Below are 23882 nucleotides of genomic sequence, written 5' to 3'. Positions count from 1 at the left end.
CGTCACCCGTTCGTCCCCTGCCGGTACCGGCCGTCGGAGATCACCCGTTCGTCGTCGCGCGGCGTGCGGCACCGGCCACGGACCGTTTCGCTCGGAAGTGCGCGGAACCTCCCACCTGCTGCGGCACATCGGTGTGCCGCGTCCGCGCACGGAGGAACGAGCATGCGTACTGCACGAGTGCTGGCCGGAGCCGTCCTGACCATAGCCGTCGCCGGGCTGCCCTGCGTCCCCGCCTTCGCCGGGGACTTCGACAAGCTGGAGATCGAGCCGGGTACCGCCTCGCCGGGCGCGACGGTCACGGTGAGCACGCTCGCCTGCGGCAAGCACGGCATGGGCTCCGGTGACGCGAGCGCCGTCGGCGGGCCCTCGTCGTTCGAGCTCAAGCCGGGCGCCCACAAGGAGCTGGTGGTCGGCCAGTTCAACGTGCCGGAGGCGGCCAAGGCCGGTACCTACGGCATCGGCGTGAAGTGCAAGAACGGCAAGGAAGCCACCGGCGACCTGGTCGTCACCACCGGTTCGCCCTCCTCCGCCCCCGCGAAACCCGGCAAGCCGGCCAGCCCGCCCAAGGGCGGCATGCGGACGGGCGCCGGCGGCACGAGCGAGGGCTCGGGCACGGCGGAGATCATCGCGGGCGCGTCCGTGCTGGGCGCCGCCGCGGTGGGCGGCACCTGGTTCCTGCGCCGCCGCGCGGGCACCGACCGGGCCTGAGAGGCCCGTTCCGCCCGCCGGTTCCCGGCCCGCGTCGGGGCCGGGAACCGGCGGGCCGGCCGGGGGGTTTCGGGGAAATCAGCCGGGGGGCGACGGGGGGACCGCCGTACATCCGCCGGTGGAGGACGGTGACACCTCGATGCTCCGGACGACGCGCACCGCGCTCGCCGCGCTCATCATGTGGCTCGGCTCGCGGCCCGTGGCCGCCGCCGTACTCGTCACGGCCGGACTGTTCTCCGGCTGCTGGCTGATAGACAGCGGGTCCCGGGCCGCCGCCCCGCCGCCGCAGCCCTCCCGGGCCGAGGCGTTCCCCGCGGGCGGGGCGGGCGCCCTGGCCCCGCACCGCCGCGACCCGCTGATCCGGCCGCTGCCACCCGTCACCCCGGTCCGGGTGCGCATCCCCGAGATCAAGGTCGACGCCCCGCTGCGCGGGCTCCGGCTGCAGGCCGACGGCAGCCTCGCCAGCCCGCCGCAGGACGACAGGAACCTCGCCGGCTGGTACGAGTCGGGCACCGCGCCCGGCGCCATCGGCACCGCCGTCGTCGCCGGCCACGTGGACACGCCCACCGGACCGGCCGTCTTCTACAACCTCGGCGCCCTCAAGAAGAAGGACCTCGTCGAGATCGTCCGCGCCGACGGGCGCACGGCGGTGTTCACCATCGACGCGATCGAGGTGTACGACCGGGGGGACTTCCCGTCCCGGAAGGTGTACGGGGCCTCGGGGCGGGCCGAGTTGCGGGTGATCACGTGCGGGGGCGGGTTCTCGGAGGAGCACCACGCGTACCTGGGCAACGTGGTGGTGTACGCACACCTCGCGAAGGTCGTCGAGGCGGGCGGCGGGCGGGGGAGTGCGGGGGCCGGGGCCGGGTCTGTGTCCTCTCCTTCCTCTTCGTCCTCTCCTTCTGCTCTTCCGCCGTCTTCGGCCGCGCTTCCGCGAACGGCCGGCCCCGCGACGAAGCACGCCGGGCCGTCGCGGGCGCCCTCCCCGGCGCCGTCCGCGTCGCCGAAGGCCGGTGGCCGCCGGAGCGGGGCCGTCCGGCCACCTTCGCCTAGCGCTCCGGCGAAGTCCCCGAAGGCAAGCCCCCGTTGACGGAGCGGGACCGCTCCCGCTGTCGCTCCCGCCGTATCCCCACCACGTCCGCCGGCAGCGGGGCGTGGATGGCGTACACGTCACCGACCCGCAGACCCGCGGGGGTGCGGTACTCCCCGCACAGGCCGATGACGGAGATCCCGACCTCCGACGCCGGCTGCCAGAAAGTGCGGTAGTACGGCGCGTTGGCCGGATCTCCGGTATCTCCACCAGCGGCACTCCGCGCCGCTCCAGCAGGCGGCGGAGCTTGCCGAAGCGGAGCCGGGGGGTGAAGCGCCCGTACCGCTCCCGGAACGCCGGCTCCGGGACCTCCCGCCGCCGGTGGGCCAGGCGGTGCACCTGGAGGGTGAAGTGGTGTCCCTCCCAGGGGGATCCGGCCGACGCGCGCGTCCAGTGGAACTCGGTCAGGCCGTGGTCCCGGCACAGGCCGTACTCGTGGACGTTGTCGCCGAAGTCCGGGCCGAGGAGTTCGGCGACGCGCTCGGGGGAGTCCGCCGGGCGCAGCCCGAGCACGGTGCCGGTGGTGACGACGTCCACGTAGAACGCCAGGGAGTACGGGGTCACTTGGGTGCCCTCGGGGAGCGCGGGGCGTCAGTCCGTCGTCGCCATCGCCTCCTCCTCCCCCTCTTCCGGCTCCGGCGCGCCCAGCCCCTTGAGCACCTCCAGGATCGCGTCCCCGTACTTCACCAGCTTGTTCTCGCCGACGCCGTTGACGGCCGCCAGGCCGTCCAGCGAGTCGGGCAGGGCCGTCGCGATCTCCCGCAGCGTCGCGTCGTGGAAGATGACGTACGCGGGGACGCCCTGCTCCTTGGCCGTGGCGGCGCGCCAGGCGCGGAGCTCCTCGAAGACCGGCACCGCGGCCACCGGGAGCTCGGCCACCGCCGCGCGGCTCCCCGACCGGCCGCCGCCACCGCCGGACGCGGACTTCGTCCGGGCCGCCTTCCGCTCCGGCTCGCGCCGCAGCAGCACCTTGCGCCGGCCGCCCAGCACGTCGCCGCTGGCGTCGGTGAGGACGAGCGTGCCGTACTCGCCCTCCACCGTGAGCAGCCCCTCGGCGAGCAACTGCCGCACCACGCCCCGCCATTCGACGGCGCTGAGCTCCGTGCCGATGCCGAAGACGGTGAGCTGGTCGTGGTCGTGCTGGATGACCTTGGCGTTCCGCTTGCCGAGCAGGATGTCGATGATCTGGCCGGCGCCGAACTTCTGGCGGCGCTCGCGGGCCAGCCGGAAGACCGCCGAGAGGAACTTCTGGGCGGCGATCGTGCCGTCCCAGGTGACGGGCGGCGCCAGACAGGTGTCGCAGTTGCCGCACGGCTCGCCGTGCTGACCGAAGTAGGCCAGCAGCCGGACGCGGCGGCACTCCACCGTCTCGCAGAGGGCGAGCATCGCCTCCAGGTGGGCGGCCAGCCGCCGGCGGTGCGCCTCGTCGCCCTCCGAGCCGTCGATCATCTTCCGCTGCTGGACCACGTCCTGGAGGCCGTACGCCAGCCAGGCCGTCGACGGCAGGCCGTCGCGCCCGGCGCGGCCGGTCTCCTGGTAGTAGCCCTCGACGGACTTCGGCAGGTCCAGGTGGGCCACGAAACGGACGTCCGGCTTGTCGATGCCCATGCCGAAGGCGATCGTGGCGACCATCACCAGGCCGTCCTCCCGCAGGAAGCGCGCCTGGTTGGCGGCGCGGACCCGGGCGTCCAGGCCCGCGTGGTACGGCAGCGCCTCGACGCCCTCCCGCACCAGGAACGCGGCCGTGTCCTCCACGCTCTTGCGGGACAGGCAGTAGACGACGCCCGCGTCGCCCGCGTGCTCGCCGCGGATCAGCTCCAGGAGCTGGCGGCGCGGCTCGTTCTTCTGCACGATGCGGTACTGGATGTTGGGCCGGTCGAAGCTCGCCACGAAGTGGCGGGCGTCACCGAGCCGCAGCCGCGCGGCGATCTCCCGGCGGGTGGCGTCCGTGGCGGTGGCGGTCAGGGCGATGCGCGGCACGTCGGGCCAGCGCTCGTGCAGCGCGGACAGGGCCAGGTAGTCGGGCCGGAAGTCGTGGCCCCACTGGGCGACGCAGTGCGCCTCGTCGATCGCGAAGACCGAGACCTTGCCCCGGTCCAGCAGGCTCATCGTCGATTCGAGACGCAGCCGCTCGGGGGCGAGGTAGAGCACGTCCAGCTCGCCCGCCAGGAACTCGGCCTCGACCATGCGGCGCTCGTCCAGGTCCTGCGTCGAGTTCAGGAAGCCCGCGCGGACGCCGAGTGCGCGGAGCGCGTCCACCTGGTCCTGCATCAACGCGATCAGCGGCGAGACGACCACCCCGACACCCGGTCTGACCAGGGCGGGAATCTGGTAGCACAGCGACTTGCCGCCGCCCGTGGGCATCAGGACGAGCGCGTCGCCACCCGCGACGACGTGCTCGATGATCTCTTCCTGCGCCCCGCGGAACGCGTCGTAACCGAAGACGCGGCGCAGGACGCCCAGCGCCTCGCTCGAGGCTCCGGGCTCGCGGGCCACGGCGGTCTCGGCGGGCTCGGTGGTCTCGGCGGACTCGACGGTCGCGGTGGTCTCGGTGGGGTCGGCCATTCGGGCAGTCTACGAGGAATGGCACGGCCGAGCGGGCGATCAAGGAAGCCTGTGGACGGCCGGGCACTTGTGGACAACTCCGTCACCCACAGGTGTCCCGGTGGGCGCCCGGCCGTCCCCCGGACCGCCCTACGCCACCTCTATCCCGTACTCCTGCACCAGGGCCTCCAGGCCCCCCGAATACCCCTTGCCCCCCACCACGAAGTCCCAGTTCCCGCCCGACCGCTTCCGGAACGACCCCAGCACCAGCGCCGTCTCGCCGGGCCGGCCGTCCGAGACCTCCAGCTGCCCGAGCTCCGCCCCGGCCGCGTCCGAGAGCCGTATCCGCGCGTCCGTGAAGCGGGAAAGGTCGGCCTCCGGATTGGCCTCGGGGTCTATGGCCGCCGCCAGCACCAGCCGGTCCGCCGGCTCGGGGAGCGCGTCGAACGCCACTCGCAGGGCCGCCTTGTCACCGGGCAGCGGCTCGACGGACCGCACGGTGCCGTCCGGGGTGCGGGGGTTGTTGTAGAAGACGAAGTGGTCCTCGCTGAGGACCCGGGACCCCCGGCAGACCAGGGCGCAGACGTCCAGGGCCACGCCGCCGGACCAGGACATGCCCAGCACGTTGTGGTCGGCGGGTTCCGCGGCACCGGCTCCGGGAGCGGCCGTACGGGACGCCGCGCCGCCGTCCGCCCCCGCTCCGTCCGCCCCCGCTCCGTGCGCCTGCCCCGCACCGTCCGCCGGCCCCAGCCGCCCCCGCAGCCCGTGCTGCGTCAGCAGTCCCACCAGCTCCTCGCCGTTCACCAGCGTCAGCGGCTTGCCGTTCGCGAACGCGTACGAGCCGGGACCGAACCGGGACGTCGTCACCAGCACGCCCTTGTTGGCCCCCGCCCCCTGCACCGTCCCGAACAGATCCCGGACCGCCGTCGGGGGCACCGTCTTCCGGTACCGCTTCACCTGCACGATGATCCGGCCGCCGCTGATCGGGTCCGGGTCCAGCGCCTCGACGTCCACCCCGCCGTCATTCGACCGGGTCGTCATCACCGCCCGCATCCCGCGCGCCCGGAACAGCTCCGCGACCAGCGCCTCGAACTCCACGGGGTCCATCTCGAACAGGTCCGGGTCGCCGTCGTCCCCGCCGCCGTGCGACACCACGCCCCAGCCGACCTCGTCCGGCGTCCGCTCGGCCCGGACGGCCGTGCGCTGGTCGGGCCGCGCCGACAGCCGCCCGCCCAGCCCGTCCACCAGACAGTCCGGCGCGCTCACCTGCTCCAGGTGCAGCCGCCCGAACGCCGCCCGGTCCACCGTGACCGCCGCCAGCACCAGCCGCGCCCGGCGGCCCGTCGCCGGGTCGTGGTCGTCCACGAAACCGTTGAGGGCGACGGACTCCAGCGCCCCGAACTCGTCCGCCGCGAACAGCTCCCGCACCGCCAGCAGCACACACTGCGCCACCACGTCCCGGTACAGCGCCCGGCGCTGGGTCACCGGGCGGGCCGTCTCCTTCTCCTGGTCGGCGGTCGGCATGTAGCGCACCGACTTCACCTCGGGCACCACGTCGAACCCCGGAAGCTCCCACTCCAGGACGAGCTGGCGCGCCCCCGGGTCGTAGGCGGCGGACACCTGGTGCGGGAACTCCTCCGGCCAGGCGGACGACGCGTACAGCGCCGCCGAGAAGTACTCCACCACCGCGTCCGGATCACCGGCCCGCAGCGCCGCCACCAGCTCCGCGACGCCCGCGTTGTGCTGCCGCACCTGCGCCAGCCGGGCCGCCGCCCACTGGTCGTACTGCTGCCGGTAGGCGGCCAGCTGCCGCTGCCGCAGCGCCTCCGCCTCCTGGGCCGCCCGCAGGTCGCGCTCGTACTGCGACCGTCGCCCGAACCCGTACCGCGCCGGGTCCGGCAGCGGCGCCGGCACCCCCAGGTGACCCGGGTTGAAGGGCTCCAGCGCCTCCGGCTCCGTCAGCCGCGCCGCCGAGAACGCGGGCGCCGCGCACCCGGTGCGCAGCAGCCCCTCCAGCTCCGCGACCCGGGTCTCCAGCTCCTCCGTCCGCCGCCGCGCCTCGGCCTCCCGCGCCTGCCGGTAGGCCGTCCGCCGCTCCCGGTCCAGCCGCGCAGCCTCGCGCTGGTCCGCCCGCTGCACCCGCTCCCGTTCCCGCTGTTCCTGCACCTCGGCCCGGTGCCGGAGCTCCTGCTGCCGGTTCTGCGCGCGCTGGGCCTCCGCCCAGATGCCTATCAGTCCGTTGGAGCGACGAGTCATGGCGGATTCAGCCCTCCCCCCGAGACCGATCCGTCCCGGAACCGCGATACGTACTGGCTCCATGACCAGCGGTGACCCGCCAACTCTAGTCGCGGCGGGCCGGTGTCGGGCCGGCGGTCCGTCAGACGCGGGCGGCCGCCTCGAACTCCGCTCCCGCTTCCGCCTCGGCGTCCAGCAGCTTCTCCATCGGGCCCACGCCCACCGCGCCGCCGACCACCATGCCCACCACGATGGCGCCCAGCAGCATCACCGTCGAACCCCAGGACGCCATCACGTCGACGGGCAGCGTGTAGGCGCCGATCACGCGGGCGACGCACTCGGTGAGCAGGGCCGCGCCCCAGATGGCGCTGTAACGGCGCTCCAGGCTCCGGAAGCGGGCGTTCCCCGACGTCAGACGGTCCCACGCGGCGGCCTTCGCCGAACTACCCTTGACCAGCATGGGCTTGAGGCCGGCCGTCATCAGGGGGGTGCCCCGGACGGCGGACCAGAGGATGGCGCCGCCGACGAAGCTGCTGATGACGGAGTCCTTGGCGATCATCAGCCGGGCGTCGCCGGTGGCGAAACTCAGCACCAGGGAGAGGATGTTGACCACCAGCATCACGCCGGCCAGCCCGTTCACCGTCCGGTCGCGCACCAGGCTGAGGACGGTGCGGATGGCAGGCACCACGCTGCTGAGGGCCAGCGAGAGGACGAGGCTGAGCCCGAGGCCCGCGTGCAGCAGGTAGTAGCCGCCCAGCGGCACGGCGACGTCCAGCAGCAGCGGCATGAGGGCGGTGGAGAGCGGGTGCTCCTCGCGCGCCGGGGCGGCGGGGGTGGTGGCGGCGGTGGCGGTGGCGGGCTGAGCCGGTGCCTGCGACATGCTTGCTGCTCCTGGACTGGTGCCGGGCTGATCCCGGGGTGTTGATCACAGCTTCGCGGAGCGGGGGTGCCCGGCGGCAGGGCCGGGTGTGGGGGATACGGCAGGACGAATGTCATGGGTGGGGGCCGTTGGGGTTGCGGGTGGGCCCGCCGGAGTCGGCGCCGGAGCCGTGGGTGGGGCTTTGCCGGAGCCTGCCGGGATCAGGAGTGACGGGCGGGGCTCCGCCGGGCCCCGCCCTCGCGTCGTAGGAGTGTCGGCGCTGCTCCGCCCACGTCTCATACGGGCGTCAGCGCTGCTCCGCCCACGCCTCGTGCGGGCGTCAGCGCGGCCCCGCCCCCGCGTCGTACGGACATCAACGCGGCTCCGCCCCCCGCGTCGTACGAGGATCAGCCGAGCAGCACCGGAAGCGTCCGGACGCTGTTGCTGATGAAGGAGGGGAGCGGGAGGAGCTCCTCCGGGGTGGCGGCGAGGGAGAGGTCCGGGAAGCGTGTGAAGAGGGCCGGCAGGGCGGTCTCGGCCTGCAGCCGGGCCAGCGCGGCGCCGACGCAGAAGTGGGCGCCGTGCCCGAAGGTGAGGTGGCGCTTGTTCTCGCGCGCGGTGTCGAAGGCGCCCGCCGTCGGCCCGTACTGCTCCGGGTCCCGGCCCGCCGCCACGTACGAGGCGAGGATCGCGTCGCCGCGCCGGATCACCGCGCCCTCCAGCGGGATGTCCTCCTTGGCATAGCGCATCGGGAAGTGGGCGACGGGTGAGTCCCAGCGCAGCGTCTCCTCGACCACCGCCGTCCAGGGCAGCTCGCCGGCGCGGACGCGGGCCAGTTGCCCGGGGTGGGTGAGGAGGGCGCGCACCGCGTTGGTGACGAGGTTGAGGGTGGTGCCGTGGCCCGCGACGAGCATGAGGAGGAGGGTGCCGATGAGTTCCTCCTCGGAGAGCCGGTCGGCGTCCTCCCGGGCGGCGATCAGGTCGCTGATGATGTCCTCGCCGGGGGCCGCCCGCTTCTCGGCCACCAGCGCGGCGAGCAGCGCGAGCAGTCTGCGCCGGGTCGCGAGGACTTCGTCGGGCCCGGTGGCGCTGCTGGTGAGGCTGGCGGAGAGGGCGCGGAACTCGTCGTACCGCTCCTCCGGGACGCCGAGCAGGTCGCCGATCGTCCGCATGGCCAGCGGGTAGGCGAACAGCGCCCGTACGTCCACCGGTCCGGGCGGCTGCGCGGCGAGCCGGTCCAGCAGCCCGCGCACGTTCGCCTCGACGGGCGCGCGCATCCCGGCGATGCGCCGGGGCGTGAACGCCTGGGTGACCAGGGTGCGCAGCCGCCGGTGGTCGTCACCGTCGGCGGTCACCATGCCTGCCGGAGCGACGAAGTTGATCAGCGGCCAGCCCTCCGGCACCGAACCGTCACGCAGCAGCGTCCAGTTGACCGGGTCCTTGACGACGCGCGGGTCGGTGAGCAGGTCGCGCAGCAGCCGGTGGCGGGTGACCACCCAGGCGGGTATCCCGTCCGGGAGCTCGACGCGGACGACGGGACCGGTGTCGCGCAGCCGCCGGACCTCCCCGTGGAGGTCGGCTCCGGTCACGTCCAGGCGGAAGAGCGGCGCGTCGCGGAAGAGTCGTGCGTCGTCGGTGCGGGTGTCGTCCATGGCTGGCCTCCAACGGCGGCTGTGCGGTGTTTGACGGCGGTGCTCGGTACGACGGGGCTGAAACGCACGGGCAGGGCGGTGAGGGCGCGGGCCCAGGGGGACGGCCGGTAGGACAGCTCCCCGGCGGGCACCGCGAGCCGGATGTCGGGCAGGCGGTGGACGAGGGTGTCGACGGCGGTGTGGGCGATCACCCGGGCCTGGTCGCGGGCCGGGCAGGTGTGCGGGCCCGCGCCGAACGCCAGGTGGGAGCGGTTGCCGGGGACGATCTGGCCGTCCGGCGGCAGTACGGCGGGATCGTGGTTGGCGGCGGCGAGGCCGAGCAGCAGCGCGTCGCCCTCGCGCACGTAACGCCCGCCGAAGCGCAGGTCCCGGGTCGCGTACCGGCCCGGGAAGTTCTGCACCGGCGCGTCCCGCCACAGCACCTCGTCGAGGGCCGAGTCCACGGTGAGCCGGCCGCCGGTGACATGGGTGCGGAAGCGGGTGTCGGTGAGCAGCAACCGGACCGTCGCCGCCGTCCAGTTGGCGGCGGGCCCGTTGCCCGCCACGATGATGACGGCCAGGTGGTGCAGGACCTCCTCGGGCGACAGGCCCTCGGGGTGCGCGAGCAGCCAGGAGGTCAGGTCGTCGCCCGGCTCGGCCAGCTTGCGGTGCACCAGGTCGCCGAGGATCCGCTGGAGCGCCCGGTTGGCGGCGGTCGCCTCCGGACCGCTGTCCACCATCCCGCGCACGGCGGCGATCAGTTCGGGCGCCACGTCGTCGGACAGGCCCAGCATCCGGGAGGCGGCCCACAGCGGCAGCTGCTGCGCGTACTCGGCCAGCAGATCGGCCTCGCCACGCGGGGCGATCGCGTCGAGGAGCATGTTCGACAGCTGGGCGATGCTGCGGCGCAGCCGGTGCTGGTCGAGGCGGGCGAAGCCGTCGTTCACCGCGCGGTAGAGCCGGCGGTGCTCGGGCCCGTCGGCGAACAGCACGGTCGGCCGGTATCCCATCATCGGCAACAGCGGCGAATCGGGCCGCACCAGCCCCTCGCGCAACGCCCGCCAGCGGCGCGAGTCGTGGGAGAAGCACTCCTCGTTGCGGGTCACCTCCAGCAGCTCCCGGTAACCGATCACCAGCCAGACGGGAACGCCCGGTTCCAGCTCGACGGGGACGACCGGACCGTGCTCGCGGCGGAGGCGCTCGTAGAGGGCGTGGGTGTCGCCGGTGAGGATCTCGCCGTAGAGGGGGGTGGCGGGGGGTGGGGAGGGAGTGGTGGGGGTGGTGGTCGGGTGGGTCGACGGGCTCCCTGCTGTCGGGTGTTCGGCCGTCGGCCGGTCGGCCGTCCACTGTTCGGCAGCCGCCCGACCGGGCGGCGGCTGGTGGGCCGGGCAGCCGGGCGGGGGTTGCGGAACGGCGGAAGGGGGGCCTGCCGGGGGTGGCGGGATCGAGGGGATGGGCGGGGTCGACGGGGTCGGCGAGTGCGCGGAGGGTGCGGAGGTCGGGGGTACGCGGGGGGAGCCGGGTGGCGGGGGCTTTCCGTGCCCGCCGGGGCCTGGGTGGCGGGCAGGGCCTGCGAGGCGCCGGGGGTATCCGCGCCCGCCGATGTTTCCAGGGTGTGGGGGATGCCTGGGGTGTTCGGGACGTCGGGGGTGCTGGGGACGCCCGGGGCGCTGGGGACGCTCAGGGTGTTGGGGACACCCGAGACCTCCGAGACCCCCGAAATCTTCGAGGCCCCCGAGACCTCTGATGCCTCAGAGAAACCCGAGACCTCCGGTATCTCCGGTATCGGTGCGCTCATGACGCCGGTACCTCCAGCGGCGCGGCGCCGGCGGCGGTCGTGTACAGGTGGTCGACGAGCGTGACCAGCGCCCGCGCGCTCGACCCCCGGTCCCGGGCGTCGCAGAGCATCACCGGGGTGTCCGGCAGCAGGTCCAGCGCCTCGCGCAGCTCGTCCGCCGGGTACACCGGCGCGTCCGGGAACGCGTTGGCGGCGACGGCGAACGGGACGCCCAGGTCCTCCAGGTGCCCGAGCACGTCGAAACTCGCCTCCAGCCGGCGCGTGTCGATCAGCGCGAGCGCGCCGAGCGCGCCGTGCGTGAGGTGCCGCCACAGCGGGAAGAAACGCGGCTGGCCGGGGGTGCCGAAGAGGTAGAGGACGCGCCGCCGGTTGAGGGTGATCCGCCCGAAGTCCATGGCCACGGTGGTGGTGGCCTTGCCCGGCAGCACGTCGTCGACGCCCTGCCCCGCCTGCGTCATGGTCTCCTCGGTACGCAGCGGCGGGATCTCGCTGAGCGAGCCGATGAGCGTCGTCTTGCCGACGCCCAGCGGGCCGGCGATCACGATCTTCACGGACGTGCGCACGGTCGGGGGAAGGTAGCGGCCGCCCTCAGAGTTGGCGGAGTCCATCGAGTACCTCTTTCAGCAGGGCGGGATCGTGCCGGTCGGCGGCCGTGACCGGGGGACGGGCGACGACCAGGCCGGCGTCGAGCAGGTCGGCGAGCAGCACCTTGATCACCGCGACCGGCTGGCGCAGGTGAGCGGCGACCTCCGCCACGGACAGCAGCCGGACGCAGAGTTCGAGGATCTCGGCGCACTCCGGACTGAGGTCGGGCGCGTGCTCACCGGTGGACGCGGCGGCGCCGGGGACCCCGGTGGCTCCGGTGGCTCCGGCGCTTTCGGCGGCCACCACCAGGGTTTCCAGGGCGAGGGTGTCCCGGGAAGGGGCCACCCGGCCACCGGTGATCACATAGGGGCGTACCGGCCCCGCGCCGGTCGCGCCGCTCACGGAGTGGCGGTACGGGCGCGGGGCGGGCTGCTGAGGTGCTGCCCTATGCGCACCACCATGTGCTGCATCTCCCGCGCGACCAGCCCGGCGTCCACGTCCGCCGCCGTGGCCACGGCCAGCGAGGCGCCCGGCCCGGCGGCCACCAGGAACAGGAAACCGCCGTCGAACTCCACCATCACCTGACGCGGCGCGCTCCCGTCGCCCGCGAGCTGCGCCGCGGCCTCGTGGCCGAGCGAGAGCAGGCCGGAGCAGATCGCCGACAGGCGGTCGGCGTCATCGGTGGATATGTCGGGCGAACCGGCCAGCCGCAGCCCGTCGCGGGACACCACGAGCGCGTGCCGCACCGCGGGCACCCGCAAGATGTCGGCGAGAAGCCACTCCAGATTCCCGTTCGTACTCAACGCGATTCCCTTTCGCTGTCGTTCGGCTCACGGGGCCGCGCCGGCTCTGCGGCGTCCGGTGCTTCCGGTTCCGCTTTTGCTTCCGCTTCAGCGGTGTTCACCGGGTCCGCCGGGTTCGGTCGACCGGCCGGACCCGCTGTTTCCGCCGGCCCGGCCGGGCCCGTCGAGTCGGGGGAACGTTCCACTCGGACGGGTTCGGACGGGTCGACGCGATGCGACGGACCGAAGCGGTCCGGCGCGCCGACGTGCTCCGGCAACCCGACGTGCTGCGACGCCCCGGCGTGGTCGGACGGCCCGACGTGCTCCGAGGAGCCGACGGACTCCGGCGGTTCGACGCGCTCCGGCGGGTCGGCGTGCTCCGATGGGCCGACGTGATCCGGCGAGTTGACGTGCTCCGGCAACTCGACGTGCTCCGATGCCCCGGCGTGGTCGGACGGCCCGACGTGCTCCGAGGAACCGACGGAACCCGGCAGCTCGAAGCCATCCGATGAGCCGGCGGGCTCCGGCAGCCCAATGTGCTCCGACAACCCGACGTGGTCGGGCGCCCCGGCGTGCTCGGACGTCCCGACATGCTCCGACGACCCGCCATGCTCCGACAACCCGACGCGGCGCGCCGGGCCGACGCGACCCGACGGTTCGTCCGAGCCCGATGATCCGGCCGAAGTCCCCAGCCCGCCGACCCCACTTGCCGGGCCATCAGCATCCGCTGATGACAGGGCGAAACCCGCCCGCTCGGCGGATTCCGTAGGCATGGCAGCTCCCGCTCGCACGGCAGCTCCTTCCGCTACGGCAGTATCCGACGGGCCGACCGGACCGGTGGCCTCCGCCGCCATTGTGGCCTGTGGCGTCCGGGAGGCCGTCGCCGCCTCCGCTTCTCCATCGCCACCCGCCTGCGGCGACTCTGGGGCGGGCGCGGCCGAAGACGTGTGTGCGGGCACCTCGGCCCTCGTCTCCGCTGCCGCCATCGCCGACGATTCCGCTACCGGTTCCGCTACTGGTCGCGCCACCGGTTCCGTTGCCGCTTCCGCTGGGGGAGCCGTCGCCGGCGCACCCACCGGCGTACGGGCGCTTCCGGCAGCCGCCTCCGCGGCTTCCGCCGCCTCCTCACGCCCCAGCCGGGTCCCGGCCTGCAGGCTGCTCATGAAGGCCGCGGCCTGCTGCGGCGACCGGACGGGCTCCGCGTCCCGCGCAACGGACGCCGGAGCCGCCGACCTCCGAGGCACCGGGCCCCGGGCCGCCTCTTGCCCTTGGCCTGCCGCCCGGCGGCTGCGCCGGCGCGGGAGACCGCCGGGGGTGATCCCGGCGGGCTCCGAGGCGCCGGCGGCCGGAACTCCGGGGCGGCGCGCGCCCGTACCGCGTCCGCCGGCACCGTCCGCCCCCGGGTCGACGACGGCGTGCGCGGCGTGCCCGTCGCGCGCCCCCGCCCCGTCGCGCACCCCGGCCCCGTACCCGCCGCGCACCCCGGCGCCGTCGTCGAAACCGTCCTGACGCGGCATCTGCTCCGGCCGCGCATGCTCCCGCGCCACGTCCCACGCCGCCGGAGCGACGTCACTCGACGCGCTCGCCCCGGCCTCCGATGCCGACGGAACGCCCGTGTCCGCAACAGCGGTCGCTCGCGCGGCTGTCCGCGCCCCCGCCGCGTACCCGTGTGCCTCCCGCCGCGCACGCCGCCGTTCCGCCTGCTCCTGCTCCGCCTGTTCCCGCAGCCCAGGAGCGCGCGGGGGCGCGGGGGTGGCCGGGGTCGTCGGCCCCTGGGTGAGCAGGGCGGACGGGACGAGGACGACGGCCCGGACGCCCCCGTACGCCGACGGCGAGTCCAGCTTCACCGAGAAGCCGTACCGCCGGGCCAGCATGCCCACGGCGGCCAGGCCGAGTTGCGGCTTGGCGCCCAGGCCGCGTCCCTGGGCCGCCGCGCCGCCGCCGAGCCGGACCTCGGCCTCGGCGAGGGCCTGTTCGGTCATGCCCAGGCCGCCGTCGTCGATCTCGATCACGGCGCCGCTGTGCACCGGGCGGATGCCCACCAGCACGGTCACGGTCGGCGGCGAGTACCGGGTGGCGTTGTCGAGCAGCTCGGCGACCGCGTGGATCAGCGCCTCGACCGCGCGCGGCTCGACGGCGGCGTCCCGCGCGCCCTGGACGCGCACCCGCTGGTACTCCAGGATCCGCGACTGGGCGCCGCGCACCACGTCCAGCAGTGAGACGGCGTCGGGCCACTGCCGTCCGGGCCACGCGCCGCACAGTACCTTCATCGTCTGGGCCTGCCGAGCGAGCTGCGCCGCCGCGTGGTCGGCGCGCATCAGTCCGGCCATCAGCACCGGGTCCTCGGCGCTCTGTTCCAGCACGTCGAGGCCCTGCTGCTGGGCGAGGGCCATCACCTGGATGCGGTCCGCCATGACCAGGAACGCGGCGCGCCCGGACTCCTCAAGATCCTTCCGCGTCCGGATGGCCGCCGCCGTCCGCGACAGCAGCGCCTCGTGACGGGCTGCGAGGACAGCGGCCTCCGGATCTCCGTCGCGAACGGCGTACAGCGGCTTCGGAACGTCCGCCTCCGGTACGCCCTCCAGGACCGCGGGCAGCCGGACCTCGACCAGCCGCTCCAGCTCCTCCATCCAGGCCCGCTGCCGGTCGCCCAGCCGGGAGCCGTACTCCGTGGCGGCCGACAGCTCCTCGCGCAGCCGCGCGGTCAGGCGCCGGGCGCGGATCAACATCGGCGCGGCGATCACAGCGGCGGTGGCCGTGCCCGCGGCCAGGCCCAGGGACACGGCCTCCGTTATCGGCATCATCAGACGGTTCCCGGGAGGCGATCTTCAACTGGAGGACGGCCGTCAGCGTACGGGGCGGGGCGGCGGTGGCGGAAGTGTTGGGTGTGTCCTGACGCTTGGTCGGATTTCGGGCGATTCCTCCGCGTCCTCCGCGAAAGCGCGCCATGGCGACGACAGATCCACTCTCGCCGAGACGGCTGGACGACCAGGCTCGGACCACGCCTCCCTGCTCCCTGCTACTGCTACTGCCGCGTGGGTCTGTGCGGCGAGGCCGACCGGGACGGCGAGGCCGTCACCTTCCGCCGTGGTACGGGGCCAGACCACCCGGAATGACTATCACAGCCCCCTTCACGCCACGCCGCCGCGGCTACCGGGCAACCCGTCAAGTGAGAGGAACCCATACCCCCGACCGCTGACGGCCCTGATGAGGTGGGGCAGCGCCGTGGCGTCCACGGTGGACGGGTCGGCGGAACTGGTCCGTCCCACATGCATCAGCACGACGGCGCCGGGGACGAGGGCGTCGAGCACCCGCCCGACGACGCGGTCCGTCGTGCTGCCTCCGCCGGCGCCCTTCCACCCCAACGTGTCCACGGTCCAGCGGACACACGTGTAACCCTCGGCGTTCACATCGGCGATGCACTCCCGGTCCACCTCCCCGTAGGGGAACCGGAACAGCCGCACCGGCGGCCGCCCGACCGCCCGTTCCACGGCCTCCGCGGCCGACCGCACCTCCACCACCCGCTGCTCACGGGTGAGGCCGGGGAAGGCGGGGTGCGTCATGGAGTGGTTGCCCACGGGGTACGCGCGGGCGATCCGCCGCGCGGCGTCGCCATGAACGGAAGCGAACTGCCCGGTCATGAAGAACGCAGCGGCGACTCCCCAGGCACCGAGCACCCCCAGTACCTCATCAACACCTTGATCCCCACCCCCGCAGTCGAACGTGAGGGCAACCTTCCGCTCCCGGGTGGGCACGACGGCCAAATCCACCCCGCCGAGAGCACCGTCAGCACCCCGAGCCACCCCACTCCACCCGGCGACCGCCGCCCCGGCCACCCCGGCCGCTCCAGCCACCCCGGCCACCCCGACCGTTCCAGCAGCCATCCGCAACAACCCACGCCGCCCGACGTCCCCGCCCAAGCGCCTGCCCTCCCGACAGAGTCTCCGAAACGAACCACTCTGCCGCCCGGCGCCCCCTCCCACGCCCCGGCATCCCGCCGACCGGGCGAGGAGTTGACGCACGAGGGCCGGAGATTGCCGCCCGATGCGCGACTCGCGATACTGAGCAGCCGCGATGCCATGGAGGGGGGACCCGATTCAATCGGTGCTGGAGAACATCGTCATCGGCCTGGTGACCAGCTTTCTCGGCGGCGCGTTCGTATGGCTGTGGGAACGGGCCAAGCGGACCCGCGAGGTGAACAGAAGGGCACGTTTCTTCGGCGTCCGCCCCGGTCAGACATGCCTCGTAGTCCTGGGCAACAAATACAACGCCCCCAAGGCGACCGCCTACCCCGACACCCGCGCGGCCGTGGAACTGGCTCTGCTGGCAGGGGAACTGGGCTGTGACGTCCTCGTCGAACCCGGCAACTTCCGTGGCAGCAATGGCGACCGCACCGAATTCTGCGTGGGCGGCCCCTCGGGAGGCGTCAACCCCCGCACGGGCGGCCACCTCGCCGCCCATCTCCCCGGCGTCACCCTCCACCCTTACAACACCGCGGACACCGACTCGATCGCCGTAGAAGTCGACGGCGAAAAGCACCTCTTCGACCGCGGCAACCACGAACACGTCCTCGTCGCCAAATTCACTCCCCCGGAGTCGACCAGCCCGGTATTCCTGGTCTGCGGCCAGAGCTCCCTGTCCAACCTGGCCGCCATCCACTACCTCCGCCGCGAATTCGCAACGGTCGCCAAAACCATCGCGACCACAGAACGCTTCTGCGTCCTCATCAGCGTCTCCGACATCCACACCTACGCCCACCACCGCGCCACCCTGAAGCGCGACGTGACCACCGCCGCCTTCGCGGCGTGAGGCTCCCGAAGGGCCCGTCGTGCCCCCGGCCCAACGACTCCGCACTGCATGCAAAAGGCCCCGGACCGTGACCGGCCCGGGGCCTTCGCCCAGGTGCCCCCGGGCAGATTCGAACTGCCGACACCCGCTTTAGGAGTTCGATCGGCCTGTCCTTACGAGAGCGGTCACCCTGAGCGCGTCTACCGTGGCCGACTGCTTGCAAATGCCCTCGTCCGTCGTCGTTGATGTCACCGACGGATGTCAGCGGTCGGACAGCTACCGGCAGAAGTGCTTTCCGTCAGGGACGGCGGCTTCGGTTGCGATATGTCACTGCTGCACCTCCACCAGCCAGGACTGTTGCCAGCGTCATCACGTTTATGTAGGCATCAACGGCCTCGGCTGCAACTGGCCAGAGGATCAGCGCGATGACTAGCACCGTGATCAACCCGTTGGTGCGCCAGCTATTTGACTCCTGACCGCATAGGGCCAAACTCGTCATGGAACCTCCAAGGTTCTGGCCCACCCCCACCGTCGCGGTTGCAGCCCAGGCGGTTGGGGTGGGCGACCGAGCTCCCATGATGGGGTCTTCGCCCACCCCTAGCGACCTGCCGTCACCCGGGAATCGTTCGCAATGTTTGCGAATGCATCGCTCCGTTTAACGGAATCCACTCCCAATAAGAGTACTAGTTTTGAACCGAAAACTTGCCTGGTTGGACGGCGATTTCACACGTCAGGGCGGCGCTGTCCGCAGGGCGGCGGTTCCGCACGAGTATCATTTTGCAACGCACCGCTGTGAGGTTCGAGCTGCGTTGGTCGCGGCCGCGCACCGAAGCACTGCTCGGCGGAGTGATTGAGCTCACAATGGGGACGGTCTAGGGACAGGCTCGATCGGCGCGAACCACAGCGTTCCCCGCTGCCATCCCGTCCGCCGTCGTCCCACACGCAGGTGGAGCGGGCTTGGCCCGGGGCGTCCAGGTGGAGCGCGCCACTGTACGAACGACCTGGACGCCCCGGGCCAAGGCTGCTCGGCTTCGCCTGGGACGACGGTGGACGGGATGGCAGCTTCTTCCTCAGCCCAAATGGGGCCCGCGCCCGCCCGCCGGCCCCCCCGCCATCCCGGAGTCGGAGCGCCCCCGCCGGAGGCATCCGTTCTGAGGGAAAGCAGCGACTCCGCTTCAGCCGCGCGGCCGGGCGGACCCGGGCCGGAGCGGGGCGGAGACAGGAGCGGCGGCCCGGGGGAGCCGGGCCGCGCGCGGCGAGCGGAGCGAGCCGCCTTGAACCCGTAGAGAAGGTTGTTACTCAGTCGGCCGGGGCGGCAACAGCGGTCTGAAGGGGTAGGTGGTGAACCGCCGGGAGCAGGTGGGGAGTCGGGACTCCGAGCGGTCGGCCAGGGGGAGGAAGAGGACCGGTCGGATCGTCCACGTCACCTCCAGCTCGCCCCGGGTCACCGTGTAGGTGCACATCTGGCCCGCGATGAGCGATGACGCGGCCTGGGTCCTCTCGGCCCATGCCCGGACGGCCGTCGCCTCCTTCTCCTCCGGGCCGACCGCCATCATCTCCATGGCCACGATCACGCTGATGACGGCCTCGGCCGCGCTCCGCGCGTCAAAGGCCGTGACCAGCTTGGGGCCGTCGGTGACTCCGCCGAAGACGACGTCGCAGGAGCACCAGTAACCGCCCTTTAAGGCTGATGAGTCACGTCGCTTCATCATTCTTCTCCCATGGTTGTCGGGGTGGTCACGAGCTCGGCGGTCACGGTGTGGCCCCTCCGGTCCCCGCGGACCGTCGTCCTGGTCGCGAGGCAGCAGACGAGGGACAGGCCCCGGCCGCTGGACGCGGTCGGCTGCGGGCGTCCGATCACCGGCCTGGTGGGGGAGCTGCCGGCGTCCGCGACGGAGATGGCGATGACGTGTTCGGATACGCACAGGGCGACGTGGAAGTGCCCGACCCGGCAGCCGCTCGCGGTGTGCAGCACGGCGTTGCTGCTCAGCTCGCTCACGATCACCTCGGCGTCACCGGCGTACGGCGAGTGCCGCAGCACGTCGCGCGTCCAGCGCCGCACGCGCCCGACCTCTTCCACGGAACCTGGGCAAGTGAGCCCCCAGACCCGCGCCTCACTCGTATACTCATCCATACAAGTTCCTTTGTGCTGGTAGGCCGCTATGGGTAGTGGATTTCAGCTAGACGAGTCGAACGCCGTCATGGGCTCGGACGGCCGGCGGGTTCGCCGCGTCGAGCGCGTCCAGGACGCGTATCGCATACGCCTCGTCGGCAAGCTCCACGACCTCGTCGCGCGTCGCCCAGCGCAGTGCCCGGGTCTCGGCGCCCGTGGTCGGGTTCCCGTCGATCGCCTCACAGCGGAAGACGAGGGAGACGATCAAGCCGGTCATGTTCTTGTACACGCCAGTCAGGACCGCCGGAGTCGCGATCTTGATTCCGGTCTCTTCGAGCACTTCGCGCTCAAGGGCGTCGGGGATCGTCTCCCCGGCCTCCAGCACCCCGCCGGGCGGTTCCCAGCGACCGTTGTCCCGCCGCTTGATCAGCAGGGCGCGGCCCTGGTCGTCGACGATGATCCCGGCGACGCTCACGGAGTGAGGGCGCTCTGTGCTCACGTTCCTCGGTCCCCTTTGGCTGGCTAGGCTCTCCACCGTAGCAACGGAACTCAGCCGCTTGTCTAGACACCTAAAGGAGTACCCGATGGCTCCTCTGCCTTCCGGCCTGCTCGGCGCACTGGACCCGATGAGTGATCGGGCGGTCTTCCGCCAGATCACCGACCGACTGCGCGAGGCGATCGACAAGGGGCGCTTCCGCGAGGGCGACAAGCTGCCATCGGAATCCGAGCTGGTGGAGCACTTCGCCGTCTCACGGATGACCGTGCGGAACTCGCTTTCCATCCTCCAGGGCGAGGGCCTGGTGTCGTCCGAGCACGGCAAGGGTGTCTTCGTCCGGTCGCGCCCACCGGTGCGCCGGCTGGCCTCCGACCGCTTCGCCCGGCGTCACCGCGAGCAAGGAAAGTCCGCCTTTACGGTGGAAGCGGAAGGCGCGGGAAGCCGCCCGGAGGTTGACAGTCTGGAGGTCCGGGAGGAACGGCCTGCGCCCGACATCGCCGCCCGCCTCGGCGGCGCCCGGCGAGTGCTCGCCCGACGGCGGCGCTACCTCCTCGATCAACGTCCGGTTGAGTTCGCCACCTCCTACATCCCGCTGGACCTGGCCAGGAACACTGCGATCGCCGAGCCCAACCCCGGCCCGGGCGGCATCTACGCCCGTCTCGAAGAACTCGGCCACCGCCTCGACCACTTCGACGAGGAGATCCGGGCCCGGATGCCCTCGCCGGCCGAGGTGAAGACGCTCCGCCTGGCGTCGGGCGTTCCGGTCATCCACCTGGTGCGGACCGCCTTCAACACCGAGGGCCGTGCCGTCGAGGTTTGCGACACCGTCATGGCGGCCGACGCGTACGTTCTCGCCTACCAACTACCCGCCACTTGAGCCGCTCAGGCGGTCTTCCCACCCGCGCCGCGGATGCGCCGAGGAGTTGTCGTCGGTCGAAGCGGATGCCCGAGGCGTCGACTGATGCCGAAGGGGCACCTAGGAATGTTCCTAGGTGCCCCTTCGGCATCAGTGCCCCCGGGCAGATTCGAACTGCCGACACCCGCTTTAGGAGTGGGATCGGACCTGTGACGATGGGTGCTCGGCCGTGCCGCGTGGTGCTGTTCTGCCTGATCAGCGCTACGCGGCATGCTGCCTCGTCCTGAGGGTGACGCCTGGCACTGATCAGTCCGCTCACGCATCGCTCACGCATCGCTCACGCATCGCTCACGCATGGCGGGTGGCTGATCAGGGGACCGGTATCCCCTTCACGTGGTAGGGGGCGAGCGGTCCGCTGGGCCGCGACGACAAGCTCCCGCTCCATTCAGGGGCCCAGCCCTCGGGACGCTCGCGATCCAGTTCGCTGGTGATTCTCATACGCTGTGACTCAGACGCGGAGGCACACAGGGGTCTACTCTCAGTGCGTCCACGATCACGCTCGGTTTGAAGCGTGGGTGCTGGTCTCGTCTACTGGTCGCTACTGCCTGCCGTAGCGGACTCCCGAAATGTCAGTGCCCTCCTCCATAATCGGGGCACCGTCTTCAACGAAGGACCTCATCTCTGTGACGATCACCCAGCACGAGCTCGAATCCCGGCTGTGGGACGCCGCGAATGCGCTCCGCGGCCCCGTCGACCCGGCTGACTTCAAGACCTACGTCTTCCCGATGCTGTTCTGGAAGTGGATCAGCGACACCTGGGTTCACGAGCACGACGCGGCATTCGATAAGTACGGCGACGACCTCGACGATGAGATCGAGGCCGAGTTCCACCGGTTCGAGCTGCCCGAGGGCACGCTGTGGAGCGAGGTCACCGAGAAGGTCACCAACCTCGGTGCGGAGATCGCGAAGGCCTTCCAGCGAATCGAAATGGCCAACCCGCGCTCGCTGGCTGGCGTCTTCGGCGACGCCTCGTGGGGCAACAAGGAGCGCATCCCGGAGTCGGCTCTGCTGGGGCTCATTCAAGCGTTCAACAAGATCAGGCTCGACCCGTCGACGGTCTCGCACGACCTGCTCGGTGCGGGCTACGAGTACTTGCTGAAGAACTTCGCCGACGAGTCGGGCAAGAAGGCCGGCGAGTTCTTCACGCCCCGTGAGGTCGTGAGCCTGCTCGTCGGGATCCTCCAGCCTGAGCCGGGCGAGTCCGTCTACGACCCGTCCTGCGGCTCCGGCGGGATGCTTGTCGCGACGATCAACCAGCTGCGCGAGTCCGGCAAGGACCACCGCACTCTCAGGGCGTACGGCCAGGAGATCAACCTGACGACGGCCTCGATCGCCCGGATGAACCTGTTCCTGCACGAGATCGAGGACTTCGACATCAAGCGCGGAGACACCCTCCGCGCTCCGGCGTTCAAGGCCCCCAGCGGTGCGGTCCGCCGGTTCGACGTCGTGATCGCCAACCCGCCCTTCTCGCTGGCGAATTGGGGAGCGGACCGTTGGCCCTCGGATCCGCGAGCCATCTGCGGCGTGCCGCCGGCGAAGAACGGCGACTACGCCTTCGTCCAGCACATGGTCTCGTCGATGAAGCCTGGATCCGGTCGTGTCGGCGTGGTGATGCCCCACGGCGTGTTGTTCCGCGGAGGCGCGGAGGCGAAGATCCGCCGGGGCCTCATCGAGAAGGACGTTCTGGAAGCCGTCGTCGGGCTGCCGCCTAAGCTGTTTTACTCGACCGAAATCCCGGCATGTCTCTTGATCTTCCGAGACCAGAAGCCAACTGAGCGCAAGGATCACGTGCTCTTCATCGACGGCTCGGCGCGGTTCATCAAGGGCAAGAAGCAGAACCTGATGTCCGAGGATGACGTCAGAGCTGTCATCGAGGCGTACCAGGCAGGTAGCGACTCAGCGGGTGAGGGCGGCGCGAACGTCCGGCTGGTGCCGTTCGAGGAGATCGAGCAGAACGGCTTCGACCTGAACATCGGCCGCTACATCAAGGTCGCTGCAGAAGAGACCGCCGATCTGGGCACCGCGCTCGTGGCGTATGCCGACGCTCGGCAGCACCGCATCGACACCGAGGCTCTCATGTTCGAGCGGCTCGCAGCGGCAGGCGTCGACACGAGCGTGTTCGGGGTGTCCAGTGAGTGAGTGGGAGCGGGTCCGGCTCGACGAGGTCATCGCGCTGGACGTCGACACGGTCCCGGTCACGGCGACGACCTCCTACGACATCGTCGGTGTCTTGAACCGCGGTCGGGGCCTGTTGCTCCGGGAAGCGATCTCTGGCGATCAGACCTCGTACAAGACGCTGAATCGCATCCGGCCGAACCAGGTCGTCTACAGCCGCTTGAAGGCGTTCGAAGGAGCGATCACCGTTGCTCCGAACGATCTGGGCGAGGTCTACGCGTCGCAAGAGTTTCCGACGTTCACATGTGGCGAGCGAATGCTTCCCGAATACTTCCGGCTCCTTACGACCACAAAACGACTGTGGGAGCAACTGCAGGCGTTGTCGACCGGCATGGGCGGCAGGCGCGAACGGGTCAAGCCCGCTGACTTCTTGACGATTGAAGTCGCTCTCCCGTCCTTGTCTGAGCAGCGCCGCATCGTCGATGTCATGACAGCGGTGGACGCTCAGATTGACGGGTTGGACGCCGAGAAACAGAAGGCAGTCTCATTGCTGGCACTCGTTCGCAACGCGTATCCGGAAGGTACCGAACACGATCTACGCAGCGTTGTTTCCAGGATTCAAGGAGGAAAGAGTGTTCAGGCTTCGGATGAAAAGCCGCGAACCGGAGAGCCAGCTGTCCTGAAACTGAGCGCAATCCAGCTGGGTACTTTCGTGACCTCCGAAGCAAAGCGACTTGTTGACCTGACGGGTTACACCAATGCCCACCTAGTGGCGGAGGGCGACCTTCTTATCACTAGAGCCAGTGGTTCATCCGATCGCGTCGGTTATGCCGCCATCGCGCGAAACGTAGCCCCCCAGACCTACTTGCCTGACCTTATCTGGCGAATCCAAACAAAGCCCGAGGTCTGCCAGGCGACGTTTCTGGCACATCTACTGTGTTCCCCGTCAGTGCGCTCAATTATCACAGCATCGGCGCGCGGGACCGCTTCGATGAGAAAGATCAATAAGGCCCTTTTGGGTTCTCTGCGTCTGCCGATCCCGTCGCTTGAGGAGCAGTCCAAGTACGTTCAGCACTGTGATGCTGTCGCGTTCGCAGTAGATGACCTGGATCTGGAGCTCGCCAATCTCCGCGCCTTCCGCTCCGCGCTCCTGGCCTCCCTCCTCAACCAGGAAATCGAGATCCCGGAGGCGTACGACGCCCTGCTCGAGGAGGTGTCCTGAC

At 71.5% G+C, this 23882-nt stretch carries 18 protein-coding genes and 1 pseudogene; 6 read left to right on the top strand and 13 right to left on the bottom strand.

What is annotated here, in order from left to right:
* The first annotated feature begins 162 nt into the window (after positions 1-162).
* Together ACQEVS_RS14445 and ACQEVS_RS14440 are read left to right on the top strand one after the other, a co-directional pair.
* Complete coding sequence (locus tag ACQEVS_RS14445; protein ID WP_433020300.1) at positions 163-708, top strand: hypothetical protein; 546 nt, start codon at positions 163-165, stop codon at positions 706-708.
* Between the two features lie 178 nt (positions 709-886).
* A pseudogene (locus ACQEVS_RS14440) lies at positions 887-1531 on the top strand (class F sortase); the annotation flags it as partial.
* Positions 1532-2389: 858 nt separating this feature from the next.
* Here ACQEVS_RS14440 and recQ read toward each other — a convergent pair.
* The 10 genes from recQ to ACQEVS_RS14390 form a co-directional block, all read right to left on the bottom strand.
* Positions 2390-4363, bottom strand: coding sequence for a DNA helicase RecQ (gene recQ / locus ACQEVS_RS14435; protein ID WP_433020297.1), 1974 nt, complete (start codon positions 4361-4363; stop codon positions 2390-2392).
* Between the two features lie 129 nt (positions 4364-4492).
* Complete coding sequence (locus ACQEVS_RS14430) at positions 4493-6598, bottom strand: restriction endonuclease (protein WP_433020294.1); 2106 nt, start codon at positions 6596-6598, stop codon at positions 4493-4495.
* A 121-nt stretch (positions 6599-6719) separates the two neighbouring features.
* Complete coding sequence (locus ACQEVS_RS14425; protein ID WP_433020291.1) at positions 6720-7457, bottom strand: VC0807 family protein; 738 nt, start codon at positions 7455-7457, stop codon at positions 6720-6722.
* Positions 7458-7843: 386 nt separating this feature from the next.
* Positions 7844-9088: a cytochrome P450 family protein gene (locus ACQEVS_RS14420; RefSeq protein ID WP_433020288.1), complete on the bottom strand. Its 1245-nt coding sequence runs from the start codon at positions 9086-9088 to the stop codon at positions 7844-7846.
* Entirely contained in the window at positions 9022-10200 is a 1179-nt protein-coding gene (locus ACQEVS_RS14415; RefSeq protein ID WP_433020285.1) for a cytochrome P450, read from the bottom strand. The genes ACQEVS_RS14420 and ACQEVS_RS14415 overlap by 67 nt, the downstream gene beginning before the upstream one ends.
* 661 nt (positions 10201-10861) lie before the next feature.
* Positions 10862-11473 (bottom strand): GTP-binding protein, encoded by a 612-nt coding sequence (locus ACQEVS_RS14410; protein ID WP_433020282.1) that lies wholly within the window; start codon positions 11471-11473, stop codon positions 10862-10864.
* Positions 11454-11852, bottom strand: a complete 399-nt coding sequence (locus ACQEVS_RS14405; protein ID WP_433020279.1) for a DUF742 domain-containing protein — start codon at positions 11850-11852, stop codon at positions 11454-11456. Before ACQEVS_RS14405 ends, ACQEVS_RS14410 begins: the two co-directional genes overlap by 20 nt.
* Positions 11849-12253, bottom strand: coding sequence for a roadblock/LC7 domain-containing protein (locus ACQEVS_RS14400; protein WP_171166850.1), 405 nt, complete (start codon positions 12251-12253; stop codon positions 11849-11851). Before ACQEVS_RS14400 ends, ACQEVS_RS14405 begins: the two co-directional genes overlap by 4 nt.
* Positions 12250-15036: an ATP-binding protein gene (locus ACQEVS_RS14395; RefSeq protein WP_433020276.1), complete on the bottom strand. Its 2787-nt coding sequence runs from the start codon at positions 15034-15036 to the stop codon at positions 12250-12252. Before ACQEVS_RS14395 ends, ACQEVS_RS14400 begins: the two co-directional genes overlap by 4 nt.
* A gap of 327 nt (positions 15037-15363) precedes the next feature.
* On the bottom strand, positions 15364-16116 hold the full coding sequence (locus tag ACQEVS_RS14390) for a polysaccharide deacetylase family protein (RefSeq protein WP_433020273.1): 753 nt from the start codon (positions 16114-16116) through the stop codon (positions 15364-15366).
* A 220-nt stretch (positions 16117-16336) separates the two neighbouring features.
* On the opposite strand from ACQEVS_RS14390, the gene ACQEVS_RS14385 reads away from it, so the two are divergent.
* Complete coding sequence (locus ACQEVS_RS14385; protein ID WP_433020270.1) at positions 16337-17041, top strand: hypothetical protein; 705 nt, start codon at positions 16337-16339, stop codon at positions 17039-17041.
* A gap of 1274 nt (positions 17042-18315) precedes the next feature.
* On the opposite strand, the gene ACQEVS_RS14380 is transcribed toward ACQEVS_RS14385, so the two are convergent.
* Genes ACQEVS_RS14380 through ACQEVS_RS14370 form a run of 3 tightly spaced genes read right to left on the bottom strand, consistent with a single transcriptional unit; the run spans position 18316 to position 19608 of the window.
* Entirely contained in the window at positions 18316-18732 is a 417-nt protein-coding gene (locus ACQEVS_RS14380) for a hypothetical protein (protein ID WP_433020267.1), read from the bottom strand.
* Complete coding sequence (locus ACQEVS_RS14375; RefSeq protein WP_433020264.1) at positions 18729-19154, bottom strand: ATP-binding protein; 426 nt, start codon at positions 19152-19154, stop codon at positions 18729-18731. The genes ACQEVS_RS14380 and ACQEVS_RS14375 overlap by 4 nt, the downstream gene beginning before the upstream one ends.
* 46 nt (positions 19155-19200) lie before the next feature.
* Positions 19201-19608: an NUDIX hydrolase gene (locus tag ACQEVS_RS14370; RefSeq protein WP_433027553.1), complete on the bottom strand. Its 408-nt coding sequence runs from the start codon at positions 19606-19608 to the stop codon at positions 19201-19203.
* 109 nt (positions 19609-19717) lie between these two features.
* Here ACQEVS_RS14370 and ACQEVS_RS14365 point away from each other — a divergent pair, with 109 nt between their 5' ends.
* From ACQEVS_RS14365 to ACQEVS_RS14355, 3 genes are all read left to right on the top strand, one after another.
* Positions 19718-20506, top strand: a complete 789-nt coding sequence (locus ACQEVS_RS14365) for a GntR family transcriptional regulator (protein ID WP_433020261.1) — start codon at positions 19718-19720, stop codon at positions 20504-20506.
* 662 nt (positions 20507-21168) lie between these two features.
* Positions 21169-22683, top strand: a complete 1515-nt coding sequence (locus ACQEVS_RS14360; RefSeq protein ID WP_433020258.1) for an N-6 DNA methylase — start codon at positions 21169-21171, stop codon at positions 22681-22683.
* On the top strand, positions 22676-23881 hold the full coding sequence (locus ACQEVS_RS14355) for a restriction endonuclease subunit S (RefSeq protein WP_433020255.1): 1206 nt from the start codon (positions 22676-22678) through the stop codon (positions 23879-23881). Before ACQEVS_RS14360 ends, ACQEVS_RS14355 begins: the two co-directional genes overlap by 8 nt.
* Position 23882 lies beyond the last annotated feature (1 nt).

Source organism: Streptomyces sp. CA-181903, assembly GCF_050937075.1.
GTDB lineage: Bacteria > Actinomycetota > Actinomycetes > Streptomycetales > Streptomycetaceae > Streptomyces.
Note: the sequence above shows the minus strand (reverse complement) of the source record. Positions and strands in the feature narration are given on the sequence as shown.